Below are 21,657 nucleotides of genomic sequence, written 5' to 3'. Positions count from 1 at the left end.
ATCTTATACCTCTGTTTGTGTAAATATATCTAAAAGCTTAGCTCCTTCAATATCTGATTCAATTTCTGTTGTATATGGATTATAATAAACTTCAATACTTTTAATTTTATTACCTAACTTACCTAAAAGTTCTCCACATTTAACTTCTATAATATCCTTATTATCACCTTTTTCAAACTTTACATATTGAGAAAGGTTAGGTAAATATAAGTCTTGTTCTGTTTCTACGAATAATGCAAATTCATTTTCACAGCCTATCTTGGCATTAGTTGCATATGATGTAGCTGATACCAAAGCAGCATTCTTAAACTTCTTATAATCATCTTCAGTATAACCTTCAGTTACTCCTAGCTCCTTATATTCTTTATATGCTAATGGATTTATTGAAAATGGATAGAAATAATGAGCTTCTGTACTTACAATCTTTGTTCCAAGAGTTGAATTTTTCGCTTCTTCTGCATCTTCGTCTTTCTTTTGCTTCTTCTCTAAGTCTTTTCCATCTCTAAATGGTGATAATATTTGCTGCTCATCTGCTGCTGTATCTTCATACTTATTTAATCCTTGCCCTATTTGTATAGCTCCTGTAATTGATATATTATTTCCTTCTTCAGCAAATGTTGCCCCAAAGTTTTTTATATCTATAGAGTTAAATAAATTTTTTAATACTTCTGCTGTATCTTTTGTCTTCTTTAAATCTTCTACCGAAAATATTTGTTCATATCTTTCTTTTAAAGTTCTTGGTACTAATATTGATTCTACCATGCCTTTTTTCTTATCTTCCTTTTGGCTTAATTTCATAGATTTTATATAAAGAACTTTTTCTCCATTCTCATCCCACATCTTTTTCATAGGATATTTTAAAGCTTTATCACTTCCAAAAACCTCTCCATTAGATGTTGTTTTTGGATATCCTGTAAAATCAGCATTCCAATTAGCCATCTTTGATGATATTCCAATTACTCCATATACTCTCTTATTCATTACCTTGAACCTCCATATTCTCAATTATCTCATCTTCATTACTTTCATAAATTAAACTACTGTGCAGAAATCCTGCCATAATCATATCTTGATTTACCTTATTTTCAGGTGTATAAGATAAAACCATAGCATATAAATTTCTAAACCTTAGTGAATATAATTTAGGATCATAGCTATACTTTTTATATAACTTACTTAAGTTATTTTTTATTACTTCATTATTATTTGTATTAATAAATGGCCTTACTAAATGGTATGGTCTCTTAAGACCTTTACTCTTTGATATAAAATAACTTACTAATTGACCTATTGCAAAATAGTATTCATTATCTTCAGAAATGCTTTCAGTAACTTTTTCAGCATTTACCTTATTTCTTAAATTATCTTTCACAACCTTGATTATATCTACCATACTCTTTCCTCCCTCAAAATATCCTTTAAACGCACATCTTAAATTAAACTGTTTGCTCGCTTTTTGTATATAGCCATTTTCTATTGACCCTTTTACTAAACTTACAGATACCTTACCTAATAAATATCCTATTTCATTTGATTTTTTATTTTCCTTTAATCCATCCTTATATAACCAATTAAAAATAGCTTCTCTTGATATCAATAAATTTTTCTTTTGATTATTATCTTTTATTGATATATCTCCAGCATCAGTAAAATAATTGTTTATTAAGAATTTTGAAAAGAATATATTATCAAGTATTTTTTGAATATCTACTTTCTTTCTAAATGATCCATATTCAAAACCATCATCTGCTGATTCCTTTACTCCTAATACGTTTTCAAATACTAATTCTTTATTTAAAACATCAGAATATCCAACTATCTTATCATAATTTTGAATTTCTAATTCCATTCCTTTTTTTATTCTAAAGAAACTACCAGTAAATCCTTGGTCTGGAAGCTCTCCATTCTTCTTAGGATCAATTTCTTCATCATCAATGTACACATTAAGTTTTCCTTCTGCCGTGAAATTCATTAGATAATCAAAAAACTTTTTTTGTAATAAAACTTCATTACTATCAATGAGGTAAGGAACTTTTACCTTTCTAGTCTTATTTTCTAAATAAGGTTTTTTTGAATTTAATCCCATATTATCATTAGGTAATCCATATAAAACGTTTTCTATTTTCTCATTATAATCATTTTTATTATAGATATTAGGAATTATATATCTTTTGTTTTCTCTTTGATAATCTTCTATTGGATATTCAAAAAATATTTTTAAATAATCTTTACCTGGATATTCACTTCCTAAGTCAAAAATATTTTCTTTTATCCATTCCTTTATCTTATTAAGTAACTCAATATTTACTTCACCAATTTCTTCTTCGACTTCTTTATATATCTCTTTAGGTTTTCCTGACTTATATTTTAGATATGGATTAGCTAATATCTCATAATATCCATCTATTATTTCATTAGTAAGCTTTTTATCTTTATCATTTGCTGTAGGAAACTTATCTTTCTTTATAAAAAATGATAAATAATTATTACTGTGTATTATCTTTTTACCGTCAATTGGCTTATTCATTGTAATTAGAGTACTGTTGTAATCATATATTCTTATATTCTTTAACTTAACTTCTGACAAATTAAGTTTTCTATTTTTTTTATCAAATTTAACTTCTATAGGTTCATCTTTAATATAAAATTCATCTTTATCAGTTCCTATTATCAGATAAGTTCCATCTGCAGGAGTATAATTATCTAATATGAGTTTATCTCCATGTTTATCTAGTTGCTCTTTAAAAACTTCTAAACTTTCCTTTAACAATATTTCACCTCCCTATAACCACCTAAATCCTACAAATCCAGCTCCCCTAGAATTATTCTCACCTAAACCTGTTCCCAAAGCCATATAGGCTATAGTTTGAGATATTTCATCATCTGCAATATTCAGTTGAATCTTATCGCCTAGTAACTTAATATTTTTATAGTTAACTGCTATTGGCTTATTATTTTTAAACTCAAATCTTGTGTAAAACTCAAAATCTTCATCTATCTTATCACCAGTAAAGCTATTATATTTTTTTATCAAGTTAGTCTTAATCCTATTTTCAAATTCATCTAAGCTAATATTTCCTTTCCAATAGCCAGTACTATCTTTAATAACTATCGGAGTAATTGAAAATACCTTATCTATATGCTTTCTACTTATGATTTTAATATCAGTCTTTAACACTTTAATAAATTTAGTTGAAGTATTAGCTAAATTTTTAATAAGATATTTTGCTAAATCTTCATCTATAGTTCTTATTTGAAATGTATATATATTGTCTTCTTTATAAATTCCATCAGTTTCTAATGGATAAAATCCATTATTACAATAATTTTTGTAACAATTTTTATTATGAAACTCTAAAAACTCTTTATTTCTGCTTAGAGTTGAATCTATAACTTCTGATATAACTTCAAACATATTATTTTTATCTATATTTTTTAACAGATAATTCTTAACCGAAATCTCATAAACTCTAAATTCCATATAAATTTACACCTCCTTCTATATTTTACCACATTAATGTTTATTTTTACCATTTATGTTCAGAATATTTTGTCTATTAATTTTTATAGTTTTACTTATTATGAATTAATTCTAATCCTCTTAAGCACTAAGCTTTCTAATTCAGAAAACAAGTGGAATGAGTTATTGAATAAACTACTTTAAAACTCCTAAGTGTATGTACGTGTATGCATATTTACTAGTATCATATATTTTTTAATTCATATATAATTCTCATTCCACTCATTCCAAAAGGCTATAAACTAGTAATATCATTTGTTTACATAGGAATGATAACTGGAATAACCGTAATTCTCATTCCGCTCATTCCAATTTTTCTTTGGCTTATTAACTTTCTTATATTTATATTTTTTTATTTTTAAACTCATTCCTACCTCATTCCTATGCTCATTCCACTCTTACAAATGCTCTTTGTTTATTATATATAGGAAATCTCATAGTATTGGTTTTATTCCCTGAATAAAGTTCCCAACCTTCTATCTTAGACATTATTGCTGTTATCTCATATGAATCTGATTTTTTAAGACTGGACGCATCTTTTCCAAAGCATTCACACCATATTTCCATGGAACAAACAGCTTTTCGTTTTTCCGTTCCAACTTGGCCTCCTACCAAGTCATCTCCATTAAGAAATTTCCTTCTTTCATATAAGTTCATACTACTCCAATTATTAGGAAGTAGTTTATTTAAATACTCTCTCACAAGCCCCTCTCTATCGTCACTTTCCATAGCTTCACTTTGTTCTTTAGATGCTATTTCTAACACCTCTCCTTTTAGATATAGTTCCTCTCCTTGTTTATAAACATATAAAGCTTCAGCCCATATTTTATCTACATCTTCTAAGTCCCAAGGTGAACTTAACGCTTTATCTGGATCCACTGTAACTGGCCAAAATCTACGATTACCAGTAACATCTCGTAAAAAACCTCCTTTATTATTTGTAGTACCTACAATAATGCATTGTCTTGGATGGCTTTCTACATTTACTCCATAACTTGCTCTATATTTATCATCTGTTCTTGTTATAAATGATTTTACATTTTCAACTTCAGCTTTTCTCATACCAGCTAGTTCTCCAAGCTCCATAATCCAAAAACCTTGTAATTTCTCGGCAGCTGTTTTATCTTTCATATCTTCTAAAGTTAAATTATCAGAAAACCACTTACCACCAAGCTTTGAGAATAATGTGCTTTTTCCCATTCCTTGTTTACCATTTAAAATAAGTACAGAATCAAATTTAACTCCTGGTTCGTACACTCTAGCAATAGCTGCAACTAATGTTTTTCTAGTAACTTCCCTCGTATAGGCATTGTCCTCTGCCCCTAAATATTTTATTAATAGTGTTTCTAATCTTTCTTTTCCATCCCACTCTTCTAAATCTTCTAAATAATCTATTACAGGATGAAATGCTCTTTCTGTTGCTACAGCTAATAAAGCATCTTTTAATTTTGCTGGAGACCATATATTATATTTTTTTTCTAAATATATTTTTAATGAAGCTAAATCTGAATCGTTCCACCCCTCCTTTAATCTAATCCAAGGTAATTTACCTTTTACATCCAACATATCTTTATGTTTGTTATAAGCTATTCCATGTAAGTTTTTATCATTTCTTAATATTTTAACTATATTATTTAACGTATCTTTTATCTCACCTGTTAAATCAATTTCTAGTTTATTATCATTATCTTCAAGCTCTCCAAACTCTTGTCCTATATCTTTCATCTTTTCATTAGTAATTTGTTTTTGTACTAATTCATCTTTAGTACAAAATTTACGCATTGCTTTAAATGAAGGTAATCTTGAAGTTCTTGTATCTTCATCAATATTTGCATCTAACTCTGAAAACTTGTGGATTCTTACTAGATCAAAGGCGTTACAAAGAACATTTGCAGCCTTATCTGTGGCATGATGTGAATAGGCAAATTTATCTTCATAAATGACTAAGCCTGATGTTGAGTCTGCTTCAATATAGTCATATCTGCCTTTTATTAGACTTGGTTTATAGATATGGTTTAAAAATTTATCGATGGCTTCTTCCATAGTATATGCTCTACAGAAAGCACCTATCAAGCCTTCTTTTTCTAATGGATTTGATTGTTTGGCTAAAGCCTGCATTTGGTGTGAAATGTTATTTTTGATTACTTTATTTTGTCTTGATGATATGGGCCATTTACTGCTATCTCTATAATCTTCATATCTTGAAAGTATAGAATCTGGATTTAAAAACTCTCCATCCTGCTTTTCAAATATAAACTCACCATTACTAGATGTTGATGGCCAATACATAAGTCTTGCTGGTTCGTATGTTGAATCATCAAATTGCTCTATTCCAATATCTGAAGCTATAAGTCTCCCTATTGCTGTATATTCATCAGCATTTACATTTCTACTTAAAGGTATTATAAGTCGTAATCTATGCTTGTCTCTTTTATGCTTATGAGTTGAATAAATGCAACAGGCAAACTTAAATCTTTTTGTTACTTGCTCCCATAAATCATTTTCTGCATAATCTAAATCAAGGGTTAACATAGACCTAAACTCAACAGAATCTTTGCTACGTCTACCATCTTTAAGCTTTCCTCCTACGAAGCCTCCAACGTCTTTTATATCATCCTTCTTAGCCTTATTCATTTTGCCATATTCACCTACAGTTTCAACAGTTCTTATTGTCTTAGACACTTTATTCAAAAACTGCTCCCAAGTTATATCTACATTCTTAAAAACTTTATCTCTTCTTGAATTACCAATAGCTATAATCATAAACAATCAATCCTCTCTTTACTTTTTGTAATATTTACTTTCAAAACCTTCTGCATCAAGTGGTAGTCCTCTTGCCCAGATAGGAGTTTCTGTCATTATTTTTATAACTTCTTCTAAGGAACCTTGTCCTTCTTTTGCTTCTATTATTATTTCATCATGGACATGCATTACTATGTCATAGCCTTTATCTCTTAATCTAATCATAGCTTCACCAAGTATATCTCTTGCTATTGCTTGTACTATGTTTTCTACAAGCTTTGGCCCATATGTTTCGATTCTTTCCCACTTTTTAGCTGCACTAACTCCTTCGTATGTAATTGAATCTCCACCATATTTATTCTTTTCTATTCTCGGTTTAACATATGATAGTTTTCTACCACTAGGCAATGTAATAAACATTATGTCCCCTTGATAATATATTTTTATATACCCAACTATATTGACTTCTCTAGTCTTTAAAGCATTTATAGCAGCTTTATGTATGGCCCACCACAGTCTACCTATATTAGAGTTTGACAATCTCCATTTATTTACCAGGTCTTGAAGTTCATCTTCTTCAATTCCCATCTCAAGAGCTCCCATAGCTTTAAGTGCTCCTACTCCTCCCCCGTATCCAAGAGCTAATTCTGCAACTTTACCCTTTACTCTAAGATTCGACTCTTTAGTTATCATCTCTATAGGTACTTTGAAAAGCTTACTAGCACTAGCTTCATATATCTTTCCATGTGATTTAAATACATCAATTCTCCACTTTTCATCTGCAATATATGCAAGTATTCTCGCTTCTATAGCAGAGAAGTCAGCAATAATAAATCTAGCACTCTTCTTTGGGATAAATGCACTTCTGATTAGCTCTGATAATAATTGTGGTATATTATTAAATTTATCTTCTAATTTTAAAAAGTCTCCTTCTTTGACTAAATTACGAGCTGAATCCATATCTTCTAAATGATTTTGAGGAAGATTATGAACCTGAACAAGCTTCCCTGCCCATCTTCCAGTTCTATTTGCACCATAAAACTTAAACAATCCTCTAACTCTAAAATCTTTAGATACAGCTCTTTGTATAGCTTCATATTTTCTAACAGAGGTCTTTGATAACTTTAGTCTAAGTTCTAATAATTCTCTTACATCATCATCGCAATCTTCTAATATCTTTTTTATATTAACTTTTGATAATGACTTTATTTCAATTCCCTTTTCATATAACCACTTTTTAAGCTGAGTAACTGAATTAGGATTACTAAGTCCAGTAATATTCTTAGCTTCATTCAAGGACTTATTTTTATAAAGCTCATCACAGCTTATAGCTTTAGTAACAAGCTCCATATCTATATAAATACCTCTATCATTAATCTCTTGGTCTAAAACATAAAGCTTATGTTCATTTTCTATAACAGGAAATCTTTCAAGCTTCTTTCTTATAGCTCTCTCAACTTCTACATCCTTAATACAGTATTTCTTAAAAAGCTCCCACTTTTCTAAAGAATCCTTAGGATAATTTCTCATTAATTTACCTATCTGCCCTTCAAGGCTATACTGACTTTTATCATTTCTAATAGTACAAGGAACTGAAAAATATTTTATAAGCGCTTTCCCCTCCTTCATCTTTTGTTGCTCTAAATTTAGCATTTCTGCTACTGCTTCTAAAGATGATGGTAAACCTAAAGAAAGTGCATGTACCGCTGTACACCTCCAAGACTTAGATGATAAACTCTTATTAAGAAATCTACCTAAACATACTCTTTCAAAGTTTGCATTAAAGGCAGTTTTGATTATATTTTTATCTTCAATAGCCTCTAATATATTCGTAGGTATCTTTTCATCATTAGCTAAATCTATTATCTTTACCTCTTCATCATCAAAGGCATACGCAAATAAAAGAATCTCAAAATTTGAAGAAGCGGTGTAAGGATATACACCACTTTTTATTAAATCAACATCAGAATAGGTTTCTATATCTATAGATAAAATTCTCATACTACCTCTTCCCCCTAACTAAAAAATCCATCTACATCATAGGCTTGAAAATCATCTTTTGCAGTAGTACTTAAATCTAATCGCTCACCATCAGATAACTTTTGGACATTACCTAAACTACAAGCTACACCTGCATTATTATTAAATTGATATGGATAAAAAGATAAACTAACTCTTCCATAACATCCACTATAGACTTCAGCTTTATCTTTAATTTCATCTATATTAATATCAACAATCTGTGGTTTTATAGTGCTTTTTGCATTTATAAAAAAGCTATTTTTATACACAGGATTACCTGGCTTTTCCACATCACCATCTCTTAAAGGTGTTCTTAACTTTTTAGATTCTATAAGTCCAAACCTTTTTCTTCCATTTTCTTCCGATGCAAAAATAGCTTCTTCAATTTCAAGTATTGTCTTTTCATCAGACTTTGGAATTATAAGAGATAAACTATACTTCTCATTTTCACCATTAATAGACCTAGGTTCAAAAATATTTACATACGAGAATCTAACCTCCCCTGTTATTACCTTATTAACCCATTTTTTATTTTTCATATTACACTCTCCCCTTTTATTAATTAATTTAAATCTATTTATTTAAATGGCATTCACTATTTAAAAATGCCCTCACTAATTACATATGATAGAATTTATCTATTTTACAGATTTTTTATTATTTTTTTAATTTATTTGTAAAAATATTTTTCTTATAAATTTTAACTATTTATTTATTAAAAAATAATAATCTCTAGCAAAAAGAAAAAGCACATATCATAAAAATGATAGTGCTTTCCTCTATAATAATTTAATTATTTAGCAATTCCTTTAACCCATACTCTTATTTCATATATTTACTTATTAACTCATTTGCATTAAACACTTTAAAATTTACATTTATATAAATCCTGTACTACTCCTCAATCTTTTTATAGTTAGTCCAACTTTGTGCTAAAAACATAACAGGTGGAACTACTATTAATGCTGCAAATATAGCTATTGAAATAGCTACAAATTTATTCTTTAATAATCCACCTATCAATAAATTTATGCTATTGCATAAAAGCACTATCAATCCCATAGATATTGAAGTGTTTACGGTTCCTAAATTTCTTTCTTCCCTAAATATGCTTTTACATTTGCTACACTCTATTTTCCCGTATTTTCTTACCATTGATTTTATTCTATTTCTTAACTTAAATTTTGAATTGCATTCTGGACAAATCATAAAATCGCCTCCACTGTTCCCCTATATTTATAATTCTCATTAATCATGTACTTTTTTCTTCGTACATAAATTCTCAATAATACTATCTCCCAAAATACCTTCAGATTTAATTATACATAAAAATAAGTTTATATAAAGAAATTTTTACCAAAGCAAATAAATGTCTCCTTAAAAACTCTATCTACCTGTGGTAAACTTATACTAAATTATTAACCATCAATTTTTTTAGGGGGATGATTATCATAAAAAAATATATTTTATTTGACTTAGATGGAACTGTTACAGATCCAATGATAGGAATAACAAAATCAGTTCAATACGCATTAAATAAATTCGATATTGAAGTAGAAGACTTAAATGAACTTTGCAAATTTATAGGACCTCCATTAAAGGATTCATTTATGAATTTTTATAACTTTACTGAAGAAGATGCATTAAATGCTATCACTTACTACAGAGAGTATTTTTCAACTAAAGGACTTTATGAAAATACAGTTTATGAAAACTTTGAAGATATGCTTATCTCGTTAAAAGAAAAAAATAAATCTTTAATAATAGCTACTTCTAAACCAACAGTTTTTGCTGAAAAAATCCTTGAGCATTTTAATCTTAAAAAATATTTTGATTTTATTGCAGGAAGTAATCTTGATAATACTAGAACAAAAAAAGCTGATGTAATTAGCTATGCCTTAGAGCAACAAGGTATAACTGAAGTTTCAGAAATAATCATGATTGGTGATAGAGAGCATGATGTTATTGGTGCAAAAGCTTTAAACATTGAATCTATTGGAGTTTTACATGGATATGGCTCATATGATGAACTATCTAACAGTGGTGCAAATTATATTGTAAAAGATGTTAAAGAGCTTCACTCATTACTTCTAAGCTTATAATTATCTTACTTAATAGTTGAATAATATACATATTAATAAAAGATATCTCATAAATGTTTTTACAATCTATGAGATATCTTTCTTTATTATAATAAATATGCTTTATCCATGGAAATAACCTGTTCTTGCTGAAACTACAACAAATGGAACTTCTGAACCATCCTTATTTACATAAGCTTGATATAAATCTCCTTCTAAATGCTCTAATTTAACAACCTCTTCTCCATAGGTATCTTTTAAATCTTCTTTAAATAGCTCTTCCCAGTTGCTTAATATAGGTGCATTTAGTGTAATATATTTAGCAAACTCTTCTATATCACTTGAATTTCCACCTGATGCTATATAATTATCATACAAAGCTGCTATATTAACTTCATTTAAAAATCTTGTACTCCACTTATATTTTTCAGCCTCTGGCTTATCGCCTTGTCCATTAATAATATAATCTTTAACTTTCTCGCTAATATTCTCTTTATTTATACTATTATCTGAAGGTGATTGACTTTCTCCAGAAGTATTATTTGAAGACTCAATTGAACTATTATTATCAGAATCATTATCGTAATTCCCAGTTGTATTATTATCTTTATTATCTTTATTATCTTCTGTATTTTGTGTACTGTCTTTTTCCTCGTTAGTGTCATTACTATTTTCAGTAATTTCTTTATCTGCTTTATTATTTTGTCCTGATTTACCATCAGAATCTTTTAAAGAACAGGCAGTTAAAAACATTGTAGAAACTAATAAAGAAATAATAATCTTTTTCATAATATAAGTCCCCTTTTAATTTTAATTTTATCCCTATATATAATTCTACTCTAAATTAATTTAAAGTCAAAACTGTATAGAAATTACTTCTATACAGTTCTAAATTTAACTATACATTTGTGGTAAGTATACTGTTACTCTTGTTCCTATTTCTTTTCTACTTAAAACACTAAAGTATCCCTTATGATTATCAATAATCCATTTTGCTATAGATAACCCAAGACCTGTACCTCCATTTTTCCTAACTCTTGCTGTATCAGCTCTAAAGAAACGTTCAAATATATGGGGTACATCCTCTGCATCTATTCCTATTCCATTATCTTGAACAGAAAAATAAGGTTCTCCTTTGTGATTTCTTCCTACTTTAAGTATTATCTCTTCACCAGACTCTGTATATTTAGCTGCATTTTCAACTAATATTCTTGCTGTCTGCTTTAGTAATCCTATATCACCTTTAATACTTATATTTTCTGAATTAATGTAAGTATATATATGATTTTCATCTATCATTTTAGATTCTTCAAATACTTCACTTATCATATCATTAAGTAAGAATTCTGTTATTGTAAGCTGAGTTTTTCCATTAATACCTCTAGCTAGGAATAATAGCTGCTCAACTAGATTTTTCATATTTTCTGATTCAGACTTTATTGCCGTAATAGATTCTTCTAATACTTCTTCATCATTTTTTCCCCAACGGTCTAACATATTTGCATAGCCTTGAATTACAGATATAGGAGTTCTAAGTTCATGAGATGCATCAGAAACAAACCTTGCTTGTTGCCTATAAGAATCTCTCATTCTATCTAATAATTTATTTATTGCATCTTCTAACCCTTGAAGCTCACTATCTCCAATATGTATTCTTTCATCTGATGTTACTGGACTTATATTGGCTATAGCATCCTCAAGACTGTGGAATTTTTCTTCATCAAAAGCCATATTACTAAGCCTGCTTGCAGTTTCTGCTATATCATTAAGTGGCTTTAATCTCTTCCTAACTCTTGCTGTACCAAATATTATTTCTTCTACTAAAAATATTCCCTGAATTATTACTAATACTATAAATATTTTTCTTACAGTATATAAAAAATTACTGGCATCTTTAACTAAGGTTTTTCCATTGTCCCAAATTACTGTGTAGGTAGCTGTTTCTATAGGATAAAAATCAATATGTCTTTGTGCATTTTGTACTACCTCTCCAAAAAAGCTCTTTTCAGAATCCATACACCAAAGAACTATTAATACAAACATCAAACATGCATTAAGTATAAGAAACTTCAAAAATAAATCTCTTACAGATATGGCATTAAGTTTTATTGCAATAGATGTAACATTTTTATTTTTCTTAACTTTATTCATCTTTAATTACATATCCTACACCACGTACTGTAGTTATTATTTTAGTCTTAAAAGCATCATCAATCTTTGTTCTTAAAAATCTTACATAAACATCTATCACATTAGTTTCTCCAACATAATCATAACCACATACTTTTTCTATAAGTACATCTCTAGTTAAAACTATATTTTTATTTTCCATCAATATTTGAAGCAAAGTAAATTCTCTATTAGTTAATTCAACCTCTGTATTATCATAAGTTACCTTATGTCTCATCTTATCTAAAGTTAATAATCCACACCTTAATATATCTTCTTTTTTAACAGTAACTACTCTCTTTTTAAGAGCTGTTCTTATTCTTGCAAGTAGTTCCTCTATTGCAAAAGGCTTTGTTACATAATCATCTGCTCCTGCATCAAGTCCTGATACTTTATCCATAACAGCATCCCTTGCAGTTAACATTATTACTGGAACATCAGAAGCTCTTCTAAGCCTTCTTAATACTTCAAGTCCATTTATCTCTGGAAGCATAACATCTAATATTACAAGGTCAGCTTCCCCACTTTCAGCAATTTCAAGCCCCGTTCTACCATTGTTTGCTTTTATCACTTTATAACCTTCGTGCATTAATTCTAGCTCTATAAATCTAGCTATTTTTTCTTCATCTTCAACAATTAAAATTTTAACCATATATAAACCTCTCTATTTAAACTTCTTTTTTATATCTTGAGCTACTTTTAATAAATATCTAAAAGCTTCATTAACCTTATCTATTTTATCAGTATCAAATCTTTTTGAAAAAAGTGAAATTTCTATATCAAAGAATAACGCTACTATAATTAAAGGTATTATCACCCAAAATGCAAAAAATAAAAGTACAACCACAACTGTAAGTGGTATTTTTACTAATACTCTATTACTTTTTTTAACTTGAAGAAATATATTATTTCCAGTGTCTATAACCTTGCATATCGCTTCAAAAATCCCTTCAAAATTATCTTTGCTTTTAGAGTTATCACTATTTATATTATCATCATTATTATGAGTTTCCTCATGTTCAGTATAACTCTCTCTATACTCATTTGAATAAAATATACTAACAGAAGGACTGTTTACTTTTCCATGCTTCTCTAAGTAAAGCATAGCCTCTAATATATCCCAATTACTATTTTCTAAAGCTATCTTAGCTTCTTCATAACTTATATTAGCTTTCTCCCTTAATCTATCTACTAATTTTAATTTGTCCACAAACACTCCTCCATAACTGAAAGTCCAAATCCCTGATTTGGTATCTTGAAGAATCTCACTTAATTATATCATATACCATAAATTTCCCATATAATGTTAAAGTCTACTATATATCATTTTACCTAAAAATAAAGGAACAAGCTTTACACTTATTCCTCATAAAAACATATCACTTTTCTACCTTATTTAGTACAATAGTTTCTTCTTTATCATTCCACTTAATAAAAACTTCTAACGAATCTTTATTTCCATACTTTGATACATCACCATGTATCTTTTTATCATAATCATTCTCAAAGGTGAATCCTCCAAATACATCATTTGCTAACTCTCCATACTCCATATAACCACCACTACCATTTCCAGATAAGAACTCTGCATTAAAAGAAACATCTATAGGAAATTGCTCTTCACCTAAATATTTAATATTTAAGCTCTGCTTATCCTCTTCATCAAAAATCATCGTTGATTCCCAATTAAGGCTTTCACCATGGTAAGTTACCTTAGTTACATTATTACTTGTACAACCTGTAATAATAGATACTACTATAGTTAACGTAAGTATAGCTAAGTATTTTTTCAAATTTACACACCCTTTTACCCATAATACTATTAGTTTATTATTCTAACTCTTGTCTAATTACTTTTATCTCATTTAATAATTCATAAAACTTATCTATATATTCCAGATATTCTTCATGGGTTAAAACTTCATAATCATCTGAAGCATATCTTCTACTGAAATAAAAATCCTTTAAATCTCTACATAAACTTTTATACTTTTTTAATTCACTATAGTCTTGTAGATATAATACCTCTAATAATTTTACTAGGTTATGTTCTCTTGAAATCATTCCATATTTTTTTTGTATTATTGCTTTTAAATTTTTCTCTATACATTGTTGACAATGTACAAGAACTCCATCTTCAAGCCCTATACTATCTTTAGTAGAATCTATAAATTTTTCATCAATATCTGCAAAGTAAAACATATCTCTTTTTACCATATTACCACATCCTTATATCAATTAAATCTTTATATATAGCCTGTTCAAAACTTATGTCTCTTGTTAATTCAATATATCTATCCTTATTATATAATTTTATATCTACGTCACGATTTAACTTAAGTTCTTCTATTTTATCCTCTAAGCTATGTCTTAAATTACGTAATTCTTTTAAATCTTTATTTTCAGATATTAGAATCAGTATATCTATATCACTATTTTTTTTATACATTCCTTTTGATATTGAACCAAATAAATATACTTCTGGGTTATTTAATATCTCCATACAAACATTTTTAACTTTAATTATTTCACTTCTTAAATTACTCTCAATGCAATATTCCACATCTATTTTCATATTTTCCTACCTATATATTTTATAAATAATCTATCCTTTACTACATATATTTCTTATTTTTATTATATACCAGCAATATTTATTTATAAACACGAAGGCTAAAATATATTATATTATGACCTTCTGAGCGCACGGTCTTATATTACTTTTCAAAAATTATGAACTGATATACTTCCTTTCGTGAAAATCCCTCCAAAAGTTACTATTACATTATTATTTCATATATAAAAAAAGAGTCGTATAACACAACTCTTTTACTCTTAAATATTAACTATCATAACCTTCTTTAAAATCCTTTTTGATAGTATCTGCTGACTTTGATACTTCTTCAAAAACAGTATTTACTCCATCATAATTCATGCTTGGACCTGATATTGAATACTTATATCCACAGAATAATCCTACTACTAATAATACTATAGTTGGCACTGATAAGAATATTAATAAAAGTAATGATATTGTTAATGATATTCTTATTGGTTTTTCATTAGCTTTTCTTATTTCAAAGAAATTTTCATTTCCCTTTTTTATAAACTTACCTAAGAATTTGAACATTCTTCCGATAACTTCACCAATACCACCAAACTTCTCTTCATACTTTTTATTATCTTCCTTTTTCTCTTGCTCTTCTTCCTTTACTTCGATTATTGTAGTAGTTTCATTATTTTCTACTTTTCCTCTTCTCTCTAGGTAAATTATTGCATCTAAAAGGTCCCAATTACATATTTCTAAAACCTCTTGTGCTTCTTCTCTACTTACATTAGCTTTTCTCATTAATACTTCGATCATTTCATTTCTTTCCATAATATATAACCTCCAAAAATTAAGTTGCTCCTACAAATATATATTAGTAATGAGCTTCCGTTTCTTACTATGGTTATATACTACTTTTGGAAAATTAATCTTAAATATAAGAAAGATTAAAATTAGATTAAAAAATTAATTTTGATATAAATCTATAGTAAATATAAAAACTGCATAGAATAAATTTCTATACAGTTAGTTAGTTATTAATCAATATATTTATTTTATCCCTTAAGTCCTTTTGCTTGTCGCTCCATATTTTCAACAACAACATCAAATATTTCACCTAATGAAGCACAGTATTCAAGTAACTTCCATGGTGTATTAGTATGGAAATGAATCTTAATTAATTCATCATCACCAACAGCAAGTAAACAATCTCCTTCAATATTTGCTGTAATATAATCGTTGATTTCATCTTCTGAAAGGTTATTCCCCTCTATTAATAATTGAGTATCAAATTTATATTCAATCATAATCTACACTCCTTTTATCATCATATCTACAATACAATGCCCTTTTATTTTATTTTTATTTAATTATACAATATAATTCTATTATTTTACTTACTATAAAATAGCACAGTACACCAGCAAAAAACCAACATACTGACTTTAATTTTTCCTCCATAATTTTTCTCCATACAAACTTACTTTAATAATATAATTATCTAACATCATATTTATAGTCAGATACTGAACCCTCAAAAATAGTTTCATCATTATCATTAAATAATATATATTCAAATCCCTTTATCATATACGTAGAATTATTACTTTCTTCTGTTCTTAGTAATTCTTGACTTACATATATGGTTTTATTCTCTTTTGGATGTACTATATATTTTTCAGGTAAAGTTATATAGTCTTCTTTTATATCTGACTTTATTGATGATGGTGTCTTAATTTTTATGTAAAATTCTTGGGTTTCATTGTTGCAATTTTTTATGTATAACCTTCCATCTATACTTATTATTCCATTACCTTTATTAAAATTCATATAACTAATTTCTCTATCAAGATATATTGCATTTAAATCTTTATAAAATCCTTTATAAACTTGTGTACAGTTTGTCCAAAGCGTAGGAAAAATACTCATTAATACAATAGTTGAAATAAATCTTCTAATGGGAGTCCTAATTAATCTATTTTCTTTAATTTCATTAAGCTTATATAAACAATAATAAATTCCTCCAATAACTATAAAACCTGAATAATAAAATACCCAATTCTCTCCACTAATAGGCTTAAATATTCTTTGAATAAATACCTCTGGCGAGTTATTACTGTTTCCCATTAAAATAAACATTATTCCTAGACCACAAAAACATAGTATTCTTTTTTGTCCACTTGATAATTCTTTCAAAAAATTCCCCCCAATCAAAACATATTAATATATACTTTATTTAATAAAAAATATGTATTAACAAGAACTCCTATTACTCCAATTCCACATAAGCTTCCCGTAAATAAGATTCACCCACTTTATCACTTCTCATGACAACTTTATTTATATTATACTACATAATTTTGGTAATAAATAAAAACTGCATAGTTTTTATTAACTACACAGTTTTAAAATGAAAAAAATATAATTAGTATGCTTTATAATTTGAATTTTTTACTTAATTCATTTATTATTTTTTCTTCATTATCTTCACAGCTTATTCCACCAATACTTATACTTGGTTTTGTCTTACCATGAAAATCACTTCCACATGTCATAATCAAATTATTATTTATTGCAAAATCTTTATAAAAAGCTGTTTGCTTTTCATTATGATAACTACTATAAACCTCTAATCCTTTAACTCCTGCTTTAATAATTTTTTCTAATAAATCTTTATTTTCTTTTACATTATTGCCTGGATGAGCAAGTACAGGAATTCCTCCGTTATCTTCTACCACTTTGATAGCTTCTTTCAGAGAAATAAATTTTACTTCAGCATATGCAGGTTTTCCTTGTGAACAGTAATCCCAATAAAAATTAACATAAGGATTATCACTTCTCAGTCCACCTTCATAGTATGGATTAAGTAATTTATTTTCTTTATTTTTATCAAAAAGCATTGCAGCTTCAGCAATCATTTCTCCATTAACTACTCCGTTTTTGGACAGGCTATCTATTACTGAATCTTCAAAATTTATCCCTAGCTCTCTAACTAATCTCATACGCTCTTTAGATGCTACTTGCTCTTGAGCTATTATGTTTTCTTCTATTCTTTCAAAATCATCACTTTTGTAATCTACGTTATATCCCAAAAGATGAAGATTCACTCCATCAATAGTACAATCTAATTCTATTGCAGGAATTATTGTAATATCTTTATCATCACAATATTCTTTAGCTTCAGCTACACCTTTTGTTGAATTATGGTCTGCTATTGCAAAATACTTTACTCCCTTTTCTAAGCATAGTTCTGCTATTTTTTGTGGAGAAAACTCCCCATCATTACTATAATTTGAATGCATGTGTAAGTCTATATAACTCATAATTTCTCCCCTTATACTTCTTGTATATTTTCGCTACATCTACATACTTTACTAACTCTTTCTGATGTAGCTAACATAAGTATCATCAATATTATTAAGAAATATGGTAAAATGTTAAACCCTAAAACTCCAGATAAAAATCCAAATATCGGCGGTACAAATGTACTTCCTACATAAGCTGTAGCCATTTGAATTCCCATTATTCCTTGAGATAATTCTTTGCCAAATCTATTAGGAGTTTCATGGAGCATAGCAGGATATATTGGTGCACATCCAAGTCCTATTAATATTAATCCACATAATTGTAGACTATTAGAAAATGGCATCATAAGTAAAACAGCTCCAATAATACATATAACTTGTCCAATTCTTATCATTTGCTTATTATTTAGCTTAATAGCAAGAAAACCTGATAAAAATCTTCCGACTGTAATTCCTAAGTAATATAATGATACCCATTTTGCAGCCTTCTCTGCTGATAATCCATTATTAACAACAAGAAATGAACTCGCCCATAATCCTGTTGTTAATTCTATTGCACAATAGCAGAAAAATGATATAAGAGCTGGTTTTGCTCCTGGTAATTTTATTAAAGTAGATACCTTTACTTCTACATGAGTATCTTCATCATCATTATCCTTTACCTCAAACTTTTTCCATAATGGCAATGATGCAAATAAACATATAACTAATACTGCTTGAATAATTCCTATAGTTAGATACCCTAATCTCCATCCATTTTCTTTTAACAAATATAATGACATGATGAATGGTCCAGCTGTAGCCCCTATTCCCCAGAAACAATGAAGCCAGTTCATATGCTTTGCTTCATAACGTAGTGCTACAAAGTTATTTAATGCTGAATCTACTGCTCCTGCTCCTAATCCTAGTGGTATTCCAAGTATACATATCCATATAAAACTAGGTGAAAAATAAATTCCTAAAAGAGCTGCTGCTGTTAGAAATACACTAAATGTAGTTACTTTCCCTGTTCCAAACTTTTTAATAACCTTTCCACTAAAAAAGCTTGAAACTATAGTTCCTCCAGCAACTATCATAGTAACTACTCCAGCATAGGACATAGGTACTCCTAAATCTTGATGCAATGTTGGCCAAGCTGATCCTAATATTGCATCTGGTAGGCCTAAACTAATAAAGGCAATATAAATAATTACTAATAATACCGTTAACATATATAATCTCCCTTGTTCTCATCTATTTTTTATAACATTGTTTACATTATAATAATATTCCATATAATAGATATATAATATAAAAATTAACTAATATTTTATAACAATCGTATTTTTTATTATTTATCGGAGGTTTATATGATTGAAATGAAATTATTAAATGATAATTCAGAAGTTATCTCTTATAACTTTGAAGGATTTCCAATCCTTTCAAAACAATCACTACTTTCAGAATATCCTAATATGGCTGCCCCTAACCATTGGCATGATGATATAGAATTCATAGTAATTTTAGAAGGCAAAATGTCATACTCCATTAACGGAAAAAGCTATGAATTGAAAAAAGGGCAAGCTATCTTTGTAAATTCTGCACAAATGCATTATGGATATTCATGTGATGGTTCTGACTGTGATTTTATTTGTATAATATTCAACCCATTAATTCTTTCAGATATAGAGAGTATAAAAAACTCATATATAATTCCAATATGCACTGATACTTCACATCCTTTTTTTATATTTGATTCATCTATTGGATGGCAAAAAGATTTTATAGAGAAACTAACTAAAATTCATGAATTTTGTTCTGATAAAAAAGATGGTTTCGAGTTGCAAGTTATGGCTAATTTATATTCAATCTTCTATTGTCTTTATCATAACGTTAAAAACTCTAAAAGCTCTCAAGAAGCTTATTATGATAAGAACTTAGACTCTCTACATAATATGGTTGGATATATTCAGAGAAATTATAAAAATAAAATTACATTAAAAGAAATTGCATCATCAGGAAATGTATGCCGTAGCAATTGTTGCGAAATTTTTCAATCAACATTAAATAAATCTCCTATTTCTTATCTTATAGAATATCGTATAAATAAAAGTATTAAATTACTTAATAATACTTCATATACAATTACAGAAATAGCACTTAAATGTGGTTTTAATAGTTCAAGTTACTTTACTGAGATATTTCATAAACACCTAGGATGTACTCCTTCTCAGTATAGAAAAAATAATACTAATAAAGCTTAAGAGGTATCTCATGAATATTTTTACTCAATTAAGAAACACAAAAAACTTAACTAATAACGAAAAGCAAATAGTTGATTTTATCTTAGATAATCCTAATGCTTTTTTAAATATGAGCTCTGAGCAAATTTGCAAAGAATGCTTTGTTTCTACAACAACTTTATATCGTCTATGCCAAAAATTTAATCTATCAGGTTTATCAGACCTTAAAGTTAAAATGTCTGGCTCAATAAATAGCTATCTAAAAGAAAATAAAGATTTTGATTTTGACTTTCCTGTTAAACAGAACCAAAGCCACTATGAAATACTTACAAAGATAAGAGAAGATTATGATCAAACATTATTATCAACATTTAATCTATTCAATCTAGAACAATTAAGACTTTCTGTTAATGCCATGAAAAAAGCAAAACAAATTGATGTTTATACTTCTGCAGGTAATATATTTTTTGCTGAAAACTTTAAATTTCAAATGCAAGAAATAGGTATTACAATAAATGTGCCAGAAGAAGAATATAACCAAAGATTAGTCGCTTCATGTAGTGATGAAAATCACCTAGCTATAGTAATTTCATTTGGTGGTAGAGGTCTTTTAGTTAATAAGATTATTAAGACTCTAAAAGGAAATAAAACACCAATATTATTGATATCATCGACAGAAGATAGCCCAATTAAGGAATATGCCGATTATCAGTTATATCTATGTTCTAACGAAAATCATTATAATAAAATATCATCTTTATCAACTAGATTATCATTGCTTTATATATTAGATATACTATTTGCGTGCTACTTCAAAACTGACTATGATAAAAACTTAGAAAAAAATTAAATTATTATAAAAAACTGATAGAAAGTTAAATAAAGTGCGAGCTAAGACTCGCTAGTGAAAAGCCGACTCTGTCGAAGTGAAAGGCTACTACGTAGCGAGGAAAAGTTAACTACGTTAAGAGGAAAATGCTACTATAAGTAGCAGAGAAAAGCATTTTATCTCATTAGAGATCTTTTCCCTATTGCCATAGGCAATATT

22 protein-coding genes are annotated in these 21,657 nt (G+C 28.1%); 3 read left to right on the top strand and 19 right to left on the bottom strand.

What is annotated here, in order from left to right; all coding sequences use genetic code 11:
- Positions 1–3: 3 nt before the first annotated feature.
- The 7 genes from H8S10_RS02950 to H8S10_RS02920 form a co-directional block, all read right to left on the bottom strand.
- Complete coding sequence (locus tag H8S10_RS02950; RefSeq protein ID WP_186837898.1) at positions 4–981, bottom strand: type I CRISPR-associated protein Cas7; 978 nt, start codon at positions 979–981, stop codon at positions 4–6.
- Entirely contained in the window at positions 974–2,770 is a 1,797-nt protein-coding gene (locus H8S10_RS02945) for a type I-B CRISPR-associated protein Cas8b/Csh1 (protein ID WP_186837897.1), read from the bottom strand. Before H8S10_RS02945 ends, H8S10_RS02950 begins: the two co-directional genes overlap by 8 nt.
- Positions 2,771–2,782: 12 nt before the next feature.
- Positions 2,783–3,481, bottom strand: coding sequence for a CRISPR-associated endoribonuclease Cas6 (cas6, locus tag H8S10_RS02940; protein ID WP_186837896.1), 699 nt, complete (start codon positions 3,479–3,481; stop codon positions 2,783–2,785).
- Positions 3,482–3,907: 426 nt separating this feature from the next.
- On the bottom strand, positions 3,908–6,283 hold the full coding sequence (locus H8S10_RS02935; protein ID WP_186837895.1) for a virulence-associated E family protein: 2,376 nt from the start codon (positions 6,281–6,283) through the stop codon (positions 3,908–3,910).
- Between the two features lie 18 nt (positions 6,284–6,301).
- On the bottom strand, positions 6,302–8,263 hold the full coding sequence (locus tag H8S10_RS02930; protein WP_186837894.1) for a DNA polymerase: 1,962 nt from the start codon (positions 8,261–8,263) through the stop codon (positions 6,302–6,304).
- 14 nt (positions 8,264–8,277) lie between these two features.
- On the bottom strand, positions 8,278–8,823 hold the full coding sequence (locus H8S10_RS02925) for a DUF2815 family protein (protein WP_186837893.1): 546 nt from the start codon (positions 8,821–8,823) through the stop codon (positions 8,278–8,280).
- 355 nt (positions 8,824–9,178) lie between these two features.
- Entirely contained in the window at positions 9,179–9,493 is a 315-nt protein-coding gene (locus tag H8S10_RS02920; RefSeq protein ID WP_055268067.1) for a hypothetical protein, read from the bottom strand.
- Between the two features lie 233 nt (positions 9,494–9,726).
- On the opposite strand from H8S10_RS02920, the gene H8S10_RS02915 reads away from it, so the two are divergent.
- Entirely contained in the window at positions 9,727–10,386 is a 660-nt protein-coding gene (locus tag H8S10_RS02915) for an HAD family hydrolase (protein WP_055268065.1), read from the top strand.
- A 102-nt stretch (positions 10,387–10,488) separates the two neighbouring features.
- On the opposite strand, the gene H8S10_RS02910 is transcribed toward H8S10_RS02915, so the two are convergent.
- The 12 genes from H8S10_RS02910 to H8S10_RS02855 all read right to left on the bottom strand — a co-directional run bounded on the left by H8S10_RS02910 (position 10,489) and on the right by H8S10_RS02855 (position 19,598).
- Positions 10,489–11,154, bottom strand: a complete 666-nt coding sequence (locus tag H8S10_RS02910; protein ID WP_186837892.1) for a hypothetical protein — start codon at positions 11,152–11,154, stop codon at positions 10,489–10,491.
- Between the two features lie 105 nt (positions 11,155–11,259).
- On the bottom strand, positions 11,260–12,516 hold the full coding sequence (locus tag H8S10_RS02905) for an ATP-binding protein (RefSeq protein ID WP_186837891.1): 1,257 nt from the start codon (positions 12,514–12,516) through the stop codon (positions 11,260–11,262).
- Positions 12,509–13,186 carry a response regulator transcription factor gene (locus tag H8S10_RS02900; RefSeq protein WP_186837890.1) on the bottom strand — a complete coding sequence of 226 codons (678 nt, stop codon included), beginning with the start codon at positions 13,184–13,186 and terminating at the stop codon, positions 12,509–12,511. Before H8S10_RS02900 ends, H8S10_RS02905 begins: the two co-directional genes overlap by 8 nt.
- A gap of 12 nt (positions 13,187–13,198) precedes the next feature.
- Positions 13,199–13,744 carry a DUF4342 domain-containing protein gene (locus tag H8S10_RS02895; RefSeq protein WP_186837889.1) on the bottom strand — a complete coding sequence of 182 codons (546 nt, stop codon included), beginning with the start codon at positions 13,742–13,744 and terminating at the stop codon, positions 13,199–13,201.
- A gap of 169 nt (positions 13,745–13,913) precedes the next feature.
- Complete coding sequence (locus tag H8S10_RS02890) at positions 13,914–14,327, bottom strand: hypothetical protein (protein WP_055268055.1); 414 nt, start codon at positions 14,325–14,327, stop codon at positions 13,914–13,916.
- Positions 14,328–14,364: 37 nt separating this feature from the next.
- Positions 14,365–14,751, bottom strand: coding sequence for a HEPN domain-containing protein (locus H8S10_RS02885; RefSeq protein ID WP_055268053.1), 387 nt, complete (start codon positions 14,749–14,751; stop codon positions 14,365–14,367).
- Position 14,752: 1 nt separating this feature from the next.
- Complete coding sequence (locus H8S10_RS02880) at positions 14,753–15,109, bottom strand: nucleotidyltransferase domain-containing protein (protein WP_055268051.1); 357 nt, start codon at positions 15,107–15,109, stop codon at positions 14,753–14,755.
- 267 nt (positions 15,110–15,376) lie between these two features.
- Positions 15,377–15,913, bottom strand: a complete 537-nt coding sequence (locus H8S10_RS02875; RefSeq protein WP_186837888.1) for a DUF4342 domain-containing protein — start codon at positions 15,911–15,913, stop codon at positions 15,377–15,379.
- A gap of 224 nt (positions 15,914–16,137) precedes the next feature.
- Complete coding sequence (locus H8S10_RS02870; RefSeq protein ID WP_055268047.1) at positions 16,138–16,389, bottom strand: kinase to dihydroxyacetone kinase; 252 nt, start codon at positions 16,387–16,389, stop codon at positions 16,138–16,140.
- 190 nt (positions 16,390–16,579) lie between these two features.
- The gene (locus H8S10_RS02865; protein WP_186837887.1) at positions 16,580–17,278 is read right to left on the bottom strand and encodes a hypothetical protein; all 699 of its coding nucleotides are present in this window, start codon (positions 17,276–17,278) and stop codon (positions 16,580–16,582) included.
- A gap of 239 nt (positions 17,279–17,517) precedes the next feature.
- Entirely contained in the window at positions 17,518–18,405 is an 888-nt protein-coding gene (locus H8S10_RS02860; RefSeq protein ID WP_186837886.1) for a PHP domain-containing protein, read from the bottom strand.
- A gap of 11 nt (positions 18,406–18,416) precedes the next feature.
- Positions 18,417–19,598 (bottom strand): MFS transporter, encoded by a 1,182-nt coding sequence (locus H8S10_RS02855; protein WP_186837885.1) that lies wholly within the window; start codon positions 19,596–19,598, stop codon positions 18,417–18,419.
- A 138-nt stretch (positions 19,599–19,736) separates the two neighbouring features.
- Between H8S10_RS02855 and H8S10_RS02850 the strand changes: the two genes are divergently transcribed.
- Complete coding sequence (locus H8S10_RS02850) at positions 19,737–20,630, top strand: AraC family transcriptional regulator (protein ID WP_186837884.1); 894 nt, start codon at positions 19,737–19,739, stop codon at positions 20,628–20,630.
- A 10-nt stretch (positions 20,631–20,640) separates the two neighbouring features.
- Positions 20,641–21,459, top strand: a complete 819-nt coding sequence (locus H8S10_RS02845) for a MurR/RpiR family transcriptional regulator (RefSeq protein ID WP_243175821.1) — start codon at positions 20,641–20,643, stop codon at positions 21,457–21,459.
- The last annotated feature ends 198 nt before the right edge of the window (positions 21,460–21,657 follow it).

Source organism: Clostridium sp. NSJ-49, from assembly GCF_014287725.1.
Lineage (GTDB): Bacteria > Bacillota > Clostridia > Clostridiales > Clostridiaceae > Clostridium > Clostridium disporicum_B.
This window is presented reverse-complemented; position numbering and strand designations above follow the sequence as displayed.

Coding starts and splice junctions, on each gene's coding strand:
- H8S10_RS02950 (WP_186837898.1), bottom strand. CDS start 981: ATGAATAAGAGAGTATATGGAGTAATTGGAATATCATCAAAGATGGCT.
- cas6 (WP_186837896.1), bottom strand. CDS start 3,481: ATGGAATTTAGAGTTTATGAGATTTCGGTTAAGAATTATCTGTTAAAA.
- H8S10_RS02935 (WP_186837895.1), bottom strand. CDS start 6,283: ATGATTATAGCTATTGGTAATTCAAGAAGAGATAAAGTTTTTAAGAAT.
- H8S10_RS02930 (WP_186837894.1), bottom strand. CDS start 8,263: ATGAGAATTTTATCTATAGATATAGAAACCTATTCTGATGTTGATTTA.
- H8S10_RS02925 (WP_186837893.1), bottom strand. CDS start 8,823: ATGAAAAATAAAAAATGGGTTAATAAGGTAATAACAGGGGAGGTTAGA.
- H8S10_RS02920 (WP_055268067.1), bottom strand. CDS start 9,493: ATGATTTGTCCAGAATGCAATTCAAAATTTAAGTTAAGAAATAGAATA.
- H8S10_RS02915 (WP_055268065.1), top strand. CDS start 9,727: ATGATTATCATAAAAAAATATATTTTATTTGACTTAGATGGAACTGTT.
- H8S10_RS02910 (WP_186837892.1), bottom strand. CDS start 11,154: ATGAAAAAGATTATTATTTCTTTATTAGTTTCTACAATGTTTTTAACT.
- H8S10_RS02905 (WP_186837891.1), bottom strand. CDS start 12,516: ATGAATAAAGTTAAGAAAAATAAAAATGTTACATCTATTGCAATAAAA.
- H8S10_RS02900 (WP_186837890.1), bottom strand. CDS start 13,186: ATGGTTAAAATTTTAATTGTTGAAGATGAAGAAAAAATAGCTAGATTT.
- H8S10_RS02885 (WP_055268053.1), bottom strand. CDS start 14,751: ATGGTAAAAAGAGATATGTTTTACTTTGCAGATATTGATGAAAAATTT.
- H8S10_RS02880 (WP_055268051.1), bottom strand. CDS start 15,109: ATGAAAATAGATGTGGAATATTGCATTGAGAGTAATTTAAGAAGTGAA.
- H8S10_RS02875 (WP_186837888.1), bottom strand. CDS start 15,913: ATGGAAAGAAATGAAATGATCGAAGTATTAATGAGAAAAGCTAATGTA.
- H8S10_RS02870 (WP_055268047.1), bottom strand. CDS start 16,389: ATGATTGAATATAAATTTGATACTCAATTATTAATAGAGGGGAATAAC.
- H8S10_RS02860 (WP_186837886.1), bottom strand. CDS start 18,405: ATGAGTTATATAGACTTACACATGCATTCAAATTATAGTAATGATGGG.
- H8S10_RS02855 (WP_186837885.1), bottom strand. CDS start 19,598: ATGTTAACGGTATTATTAGTAATTATTTATATTGCCTTTATTAGTTTA.
- H8S10_RS02850 (WP_186837884.1), top strand. CDS start 19,737: ATGATTGAAATGAAATTATTAAATGATAATTCAGAAGTTATCTCTTAT.
- H8S10_RS02845 (WP_243175821.1), top strand. CDS start 20,641: ATGAATATTTTTACTCAATTAAGAAACACAAAAAACTTAACTAATAAC.